This window comes from Bacillus cereus group sp. BfR-BA-01408 (assembly GCF_022663305.1).
GTDB classification, from domain to species: Bacteria; Bacillota; Bacilli; order Bacillales; family Bacillaceae_G; genus Bacillus_A; species Bacillus_A pacificus.
The window spans coordinates 58982-65737 of sequence record NZ_JAKUFF010000018.1; the positions used below are offsets into that span (position 1 = coordinate 58982).

Genomic DNA, 6756 nt, shown 5'->3' on the forward strand with positions numbered 1-6756 from the left:
GATGATAAATGGAGATAAAACAATTAATTACATTTAAAGTAGCGGCAGATACTTTGAACTTTACACAAACTGCGAAGAAATTAAACTTTGCTCAATCGAGCGTGACAGCGCAAATTAAAACGTTAGAAGCTGAGCTAGGTACGCCGTTATTTGAAAGATTAGGAAAACGCCTTTTCTTAACTGAAGCGGGCAGAAAGTTTCAACTATATGCCGACAAGATGATTGCACTTAGTAACGAAGCGAAGATGGCTGTGAAAGATGATGAGGAAATAGCAGGTACGTTAATAATCGGTGCGCAAGAGAGCCAATGTACATATAGACTTCCTTCTATATTAAAGAGGTTTAAAGCGCAATTTCCTCAAATAAAACTTATATTTAAACCAGCACATTCCAATAAAGATGCGAAGGAACAATTGATGGAGGGAAAAGTCGATCTTGCATTTATTTTGGACGAATGTAAAACAGAAGATGCTTTACATGTGGAGCCGCTTATGAAAGAAGAATTAAAAGTAGTAGCTGCTCCAGGGCATCATTTACTCCAGCAAACTTCCGTTTCTATAAAAGATTTAGAGAAGGAAACACTTTTATTAACAGAACTAGGGTGTTCATATCGAATTTTATTTGAAGAGTTATTTCGCATCCAAGATGTGTATCCAGTAAATAAGATTGAGTTCGTTAGTGTAGAGGCAATTAAACAATGTGTGATTGCAGATTTAGGTGTAGCAGTTTTGCCAGCGATAGTAGTAGAAAAAGATATACGAGAGGGAACGATAAAAGAGTTACACCTAGACAATACTATCAATCCAATTTTCACACAAATTGCTTGGCATAAAGACAAATGGATGACAGTGCCACTGCAGCAATTTATTGATGTAACGAGGGAGTTTTTTACAACAGATTAAGTGGAGAAATATTTATTTTATATAAAAGAAAAAATGGCAATTTTGTATAAAAGGACCGATGCTTGCATGTAACAAGTATCGGTTCTTTTATGGTTGAAATAAAGGATGTTATAAAATGTGTATTTCTCAACTTTTTTTCTTAAAAGGATAAGTAAATTTCTTCGTATATTCCAATAATCGTAAGGGAATTTACAACGTTTATTCGTTTCTGTAAGATGCCTCTAGGCAGCACGAAAGGAGGGGCGTACATAGGGGATAGATATACGTACTTATTTTGAGGGAGGAGATTTACAATGTTTAAAAAGTTAATGAAAGTATGTGTGTTAAGTGTAGCGAGTGTAGGGGTATTATTTAGTTTTCAAGGAAGTACATTTGCAGCTACCGATCTGAGTAGTTATTATGACGGGAAAAATCCAGCAACAACGAAAGTATACGGAGGCAGTACAACATGTGATGCAGATGGATTTAATGCAAAGTCTACAGCGGTGTATGAAGGTAGTAAAAAAGTAGGAACAGTGTATTTACGTTACAGTAATAAATGTCATGCGGCATGGTCTAAGCTTGTTTTAGATCAACCAGCACCTTCTGTTTCTGGAGGAGTATATGCTTACGCTGTTATTAATAAATATAAAAATGGTGTATTTCAAAAATCAGTAGATTCTAATAGTGGTAATGGAGCAATTAAAACGGGGCAAACGAGCACCTATACAGGAATGGTATTTGATTTAACTGCTGATTTTGGTTATACAGCTGATGCTGAAGCGGTGACGATTAATAATGGCTACGGGAAAACTGGACGTTATTAATAAAGGAGTGGAATTCTATGAAGCTTTTTAAAAAGGTAAGCGCATGTCTTTGTCTGGCATTGCTCGTTGTAACTAGTATGTTTAGTACGACGAATAATGATAAAGCATTTGCAGAAGACCATTCATATGATGGAAAAAGCCCTTACTACAATAGCTGTGATCAATCAGCAGTAACGAAAGAGAAGAAGTGGATTGATTCAAATTCTTATGTGGAATTAAAATTTAGCACGACGTGTAAGACAGCATGGGCAAAAGTTACTGTAACCCGCCCGGCAGTTTATAATAACGAAGCTGATGCAAGGATCGTCAGAAAAACCGATGGAAAGGCATATACTTGCGGAAGTGCTGGAGGAAATGGTGTTGTAAATAAAGGGCAAACATCATGCTATACGCCGATGGTATATGATTTAGATCCAAGAAAAGCGCAAGCGCAGGGGAAACATGCCATTCCGAATAGTGATGCTTATAATTATGCGGAGACGATTTGGTATTGATGAGGAAATGGAGATTGTAAGATAGAATATTTTAAGAGCATGTTTTGATTGGATTTCAAAACATGCTCTTTTTTGTTCGTCTATCCAGTATTAACGAATAGTAAGACCTTAACTTCGAGCTTTAATTGAAGTGAAGCAGATAGCGGGATATTTCGTAAAGGTCTAATTGAGTATGGATATTTCTTTCGGATGTTGGGATAATTTAACATAATTTGTTTTCATACTTCGAAATTTGTGCTCTAATTAAAACAAAGGAGGCAAGTAGATGAGTAATGATATTAAACGATATGTAATTTGTACTTTTATAGGTACATGGACACTTTGGGGGTTATTAATTAACTTAATAAAATTAAACATTACGACATTGGGTACACCGCTTGCGATGATATTATTTGTTTTCGGTGGGATCATGCCGGCAATCATTGCGATTAGTTTAAAGAAAAAATATGGATCACAAGAGGAGTTTAGAAGGTTCATTAAAAATATTGTAAATCCTAAACATCACTTTGCATGGTATATTCTAATCATTATTCTAGCCTTTATAAGCTGTTATCTTCCAACAATATTTGGTGGAGCAACAGTGCAAAAACCATTATACGTGGCATTAATTAGTTTTCCAATAATGATCATTGGTGGAGGTCTTGAAGAAATTGGATGGAGAGGAATCTTACAACCTGCTCTTCAGAAAAGGTTTTCAGAATTTTTTAGTACGATTATTGTGAGCGTTATATGGGCTATTTGGCACTGGCCGTTATGGTTTATTCCGGGCACGAATCAAACTCAAAGGGATTTTATAGCCTTTATAATTACGACAATTGCCGTATCTTTCTTATTAACTACAATTATTAACGCAACTAAAAGTATTTTTATGTGTCTAATTTTTCATGCGCTTCTTAATTCTTTTTGGAGTGTGTACGTGCCAAATGATAAAGTGTTACCAGCGTTTTCAACTTTTATTTTCGGAATTTTCGTGTTTGTTTTGTATACATTCATAATAAAAAGAAAGAACCTCTTATTGATTACGTAACTGAAATTATAGAAGGAAACATATTAATATATTTTTTATGGATATGAAACTAGTTAGTAAGAACACGACACAAACATAATTAAAATATATTACAAGTTTGTGCCGCAAAAAAATTGCAAAACTATAAACAACATCAAAAAGAATGAAGGGCCTTTCCATATATATATAAACACTGCTAACGATAGTTATAGTAATTCATTTGTTTGAACGATTGAATTAATTAAGATTAAGATCTGTATTAGGAGGGGTGTACCCAAGGTGTCTAGCCATAGATACAATTTGGCCTTTATGGTGAAATTCATGCGTTTCCGTATGAGTTAAAAGCCATAGCGGAGTTATGCTCCAAGGCTCTTTTTGCCATTTCACTTCATTTGCTATATTTTCGAGCCAACGGTCGTTGTATTCCTCTAAAAACCGTTGTACAGTCTCATCTACTAACTTAAATCTAGCACGGACTTTCTCTACATCTGCATGCTCAATTTCATCATCACTAGCAAATGAAAAATCTGCTCGCTTTTGCTTAAATGCGAATGATCCAAGCCAGTATCGGTAGCAATCAGCTACATGAATATGGGTCTTTATAATACTACCGTTTCCGAAATTGGGAACAGTGCTATGTAATTTTTCTAGCGGGATTTCTTCCAAAAACGAAAATAAAGTTTCTCTTGTAGAGCGAATAAGGTGATATTGCTGTTTTAAAACATGTAACATGAAATTAACACTCCTTTTTTGTTTACTAAAATATTTGTGCAGTAAGTAATTCTATATTTACGAGGGGTGAACCTTTTTATTAAGCATATTAGGTGTATTTATTAATTGTTTCTGATAGATTATACAAGGTGAAACTTTAATAAGTTGAACATTCTTAGTTCATAATAAATTGTGCATCAAGAGGGAGAACGATAAGATGAATAGATTAGTTGGTTTAAAACAATTTGAAATAACGCGTGGGGAATTGTTTAAATTTATGGAGACGCTAGACGATAAAACTGCGGATACGCAGCCGAATGGTTTTAATAATACAATCCGCTGGCATATCGGTCACGTTTTAACGGCAGCAGAAGTTTTCATGTTTGGAAAAGAATTCAAAAAATTACCAACTGAATATCCAGGTATGTTTGGATATGGATCAAGACCGTCTAAATGGAAAACAGAAGGACCAACGTTAGAAGTGTTAACGGCTCAATTAAAAGAACAAGCAAAGCGTATTAACGAAATTCCAGCAGAAGCATTTGAGAATAAACTGCCAGAGCCATTCCTAGGATTGGAAACGGTAGGGGAGCTTTACGGCATGATGCTTTATCATGAAGCGGATCATATTGGGCAAATGAAGGCGATGGAACGTATTATTAAAGCTCTTTAGTCTTAATTGCATATAACAAGCAATACAGGTGTAATGTTAAATAATATATACAAAAAAGGTAGATAAATTATTATCTACCTTTTTTGTATAACTTCTTGAAGGATTAGGGGGTATCATCGTGCTACTGATGAAGAAGGACAAGAAACCTTCTAATTTTTAAGATGTGATTATGAAATAAGGTATTCCTAAATATGGAATATACGTATAATAAAAGAGAAGAACTAGAAATAGGGGTGAATACTATGATTACATTAGAACAAAAGTTGGAGCAATACACACATACATATGCACAGATAAAGGGAGAACTAAAATGGAAAACGAGTGATTCTCGAACAGGAATGATGATTGCTGCTATGTATGCAAGTAGTGATAAATTGCTTGATCTCAAACGTTTTTTAGAAATTAGTAGTTATATTAAGAATGAGGTAGGAATGTTTTCATACTTAAAGTCTTATCATCGCTTTGTGGTGGCCGCAACATTAGATATTCACTTTACAGATTACAAGAAAGCTTTTCGGAAGTTTTTAGATTTATATGAACAATTGGTCGCTGGTGGTTTTAGCCGGAGTATATTTACTTATCTTGCAGCGGCTGTGCTTTTAACAGAAGATAATGAACATCATGGCACGCACATTCAGCGTTCGATGCAAGTATATAAACGTATGAAAGAGGATCATCTTTTTCTAACAGGTACAAATGATTATCCGCTCGCGGTTTTATTAGCGGGACAATCAGAGCATGTAGAAACACTTATGGATCGAGTGGAGCGTCTTTATCAGAAACTAGCGAAAGCTGGCTTACGTAAAGGGAATGATCTTCAATTTTTAAGTCATATTCTTTCATTAAAGAAGGATGTCCGTGAAGAAATATTAGTTGCAACATGCACAAACATATGGAATTTGTTAAAGCAAGAAAAGGTAAAAGTGAAACAAATGCATTACCCAGCAATCGGGCTATTAGCGTTACTAGAGGATGGAGAAAAAGAGATTCATTCTATTAAAGCGTTGATTGAAAAATTGCAGGGGGAGAAATTGTTCCGTTGGCATACAGATACGAATATTCTTATTGCTATTCAACTGTTCGTAAGTCAGAAAGGTGAGGAAAGTAAAGCTACCAACACAGGTTTACAAACTATGATAGAAGTCCTCATCCAAGCGCAACAGGCAGCTATGATGGCAACGATTGCCGCTTCATCTGCAGCAACCTCTTCTGCTAGTAGTAGTTCATAATGTGCAAATGCTTATGCTCTTGTAAATTATGATGAATTTATAACGAACGGTTTAAAAAATATTAATAAAAAAGCCCATTACTCTCTAATAAGTGATGGGCTATCTGTTTTTACATAATCAGCGTTATCTTTTCGACGCCTTCAAATATTTAAGTTGTGTAACAATCATAATGCTAATAACAACGAGTAAAAACCATGAGCTAATTTTACTTAAGTGGACGAGATCCCACGCTTCCCGTTGATTTGGATATTGCCATGCACCGAAAAATGTTGCGATGTTTTCTGCAATCCAAATAAAGAATCCGATAAGAAAAAAGGAGAGAACGAGCGGCATTGTATATGTAACGCCTCGTAATGAAAATTCCACAAATGTCCGAAAGAAAACGATGAATAGAAGTAAAGTTAATACCCACCTAAAGTCATATAGAAAATGATGTGTGAAAAAATTAAAGTAAATCATTGCTCCTAGCGGTACGGCAAAAATAGCCCTCGGCCAGAGATACATTTGTAAATGCAATCTTCTCCACGCTTGGCATATGTAACTTGCAACACTTGCATACATAAAGCCGCTGTAAAGTGGAACTCCAAAAACCTTTGAATATGCCTCTTCCGGATAACTCCATGAACCGAAATGAACTTTATATATTTCTAGTAAAAGGCCGATGAGGTGGAAGACAGTAATTACTTTTAATTCGTCTTTCGTCTCAAGGCCAGTCTTGTACATAACCCACTGCATAAGAAGGCATACGATGAGTATGAAATCGTAGCGGTAGAATCCTGGGATAGAAATGATTTTTGATAGGGCTAGTGTTAAGAAAATAACAACTGGGAATAAGCAAGATAATGCTTGCTCGTAAGTGAAGTATAGTAGTTGTTTTAAATAGAACATTGTGTCACCTTCGATTTTTTTGTTAGAAAACTCAAAATAATGATTAA

General features: G+C 35.2%; 8 protein-coding genes. 6 read left to right on the forward strand and 2 right to left on the reverse strand.

The genetic code is table 11. The features are described from left to right. Window positions 1–8: 8 nt before the first annotated feature. The 4 genes from MR083_RS10880 (at window position 9) to MR083_RS10895 (ending at window position 3229) form a co-directional block, all read left to right on the forward strand. On the forward strand, window positions 9–902 hold the full coding sequence (locus tag MR083_RS10880) for a LysR family transcriptional regulator (RefSeq protein ID WP_000403878.1): 894 nt from the start codon (window positions 9–11) through the stop codon (window positions 900–902). Between the two features lie 293 nt (window positions 903–1195). Beyond that, entirely contained in the window at window positions 1196–1708 is a 513-nt protein-coding gene (locus MR083_RS10885; RefSeq protein ID WP_000473757.1) for a DUF2690 domain-containing protein, read from the forward strand. Window positions 1709–1725: 17 nt separating this feature from the next. After that, window positions 1726–2202 (forward strand): DUF2690 domain-containing protein, encoded by a 477-nt coding sequence (locus MR083_RS10890; RefSeq protein ID WP_000765226.1) that lies wholly within the window; start codon window positions 1726–1728, stop codon window positions 2200–2202. 265 nt (window positions 2203–2467) lie between these two features. Beyond that, window positions 2468–3229, forward strand: coding sequence for a CPBP family intramembrane glutamic endopeptidase (locus MR083_RS10895; RefSeq protein ID WP_242269231.1), 762 nt, complete (start codon window positions 2468–2470; stop codon window positions 3227–3229). Between the two features lie 216 nt (window positions 3230–3445). Here MR083_RS10895 and MR083_RS10900 read toward each other — a convergent pair whose 3' ends face one another. Continuing rightward, window positions 3446–3940 carry a DinB family protein gene (locus MR083_RS10900; RefSeq protein WP_242269233.1) on the reverse strand — a complete coding sequence of 165 codons (495 nt, stop codon included), beginning with the start codon at window positions 3938–3940 and terminating at the stop codon, window positions 3446–3448. Window positions 3941–4136: 196 nt separating this feature from the next. On the opposite strand from MR083_RS10900, the gene MR083_RS10905 reads away from it, so the two are divergent. Next, window positions 4137–4592, forward strand: a complete 456-nt coding sequence (locus MR083_RS10905; RefSeq protein ID WP_242269235.1) for a DinB family protein — start codon at window positions 4137–4139, stop codon at window positions 4590–4592. A gap of 191 nt (window positions 4593–4783) precedes the next feature. Further along, entirely contained in the window at window positions 4784–5821 is a 1038-nt protein-coding gene (locus MR083_RS10910) for a DUF4003 domain-containing protein (RefSeq protein WP_061183474.1), read from the forward strand. A 123-nt stretch (window positions 5822–5944) separates the two neighbouring features. Here the strand turns inward: MR083_RS10910 and MR083_RS10915 are convergent, their stop codons facing one another. Beyond that, window positions 5945–6709, reverse strand: coding sequence for a DUF817 domain-containing protein (locus MR083_RS10915; RefSeq protein WP_242269238.1), 765 nt, complete (start codon window positions 6707–6709; stop codon window positions 5945–5947). Window positions 6710–6756: the final 47 nt, after the last annotated feature.

Coding starts and splice junctions, on each gene's coding strand:
- MR083_RS10910 (WP_061183474.1), top strand. CDS start 4,784: ATGGAATATACGTATAATAAAAGAGAAGAACTAGAAATAGGGGTGAAT.
- MR083_RS10885 (WP_000473757.1), top strand. CDS start 1,196: ATGTTTAAAAAGTTAATGAAAGTATGTGTGTTAAGTGTAGCGAGTGTA.
- MR083_RS10880 (WP_000403878.1), top strand. CDS start 9: ATGGAGATAAAACAATTAATTACATTTAAAGTAGCGGCAGATACTTTG.
- MR083_RS10900 (WP_242269233.1), bottom strand. CDS start 3,940: ATGTTACATGTTTTAAAACAGCAATATCACCTTATTCGCTCTACAAGA.
- MR083_RS10895 (WP_242269231.1), top strand. CDS start 2,468: ATGAGTAATGATATTAAACGATATGTAATTTGTACTTTTATAGGTACA.
- MR083_RS10890 (WP_000765226.1), top strand. CDS start 1,726: ATGAAGCTTTTTAAAAAGGTAAGCGCATGTCTTTGTCTGGCATTGCTC.
- MR083_RS10905 (WP_242269235.1), top strand. CDS start 4,137: ATGAATAGATTAGTTGGTTTAAAACAATTTGAAATAACGCGTGGGGAA.
- MR083_RS10915 (WP_242269238.1), bottom strand. CDS start 6,709: ATGTTCTATTTAAAACAACTACTATACTTCACTTACGAGCAAGCATTA.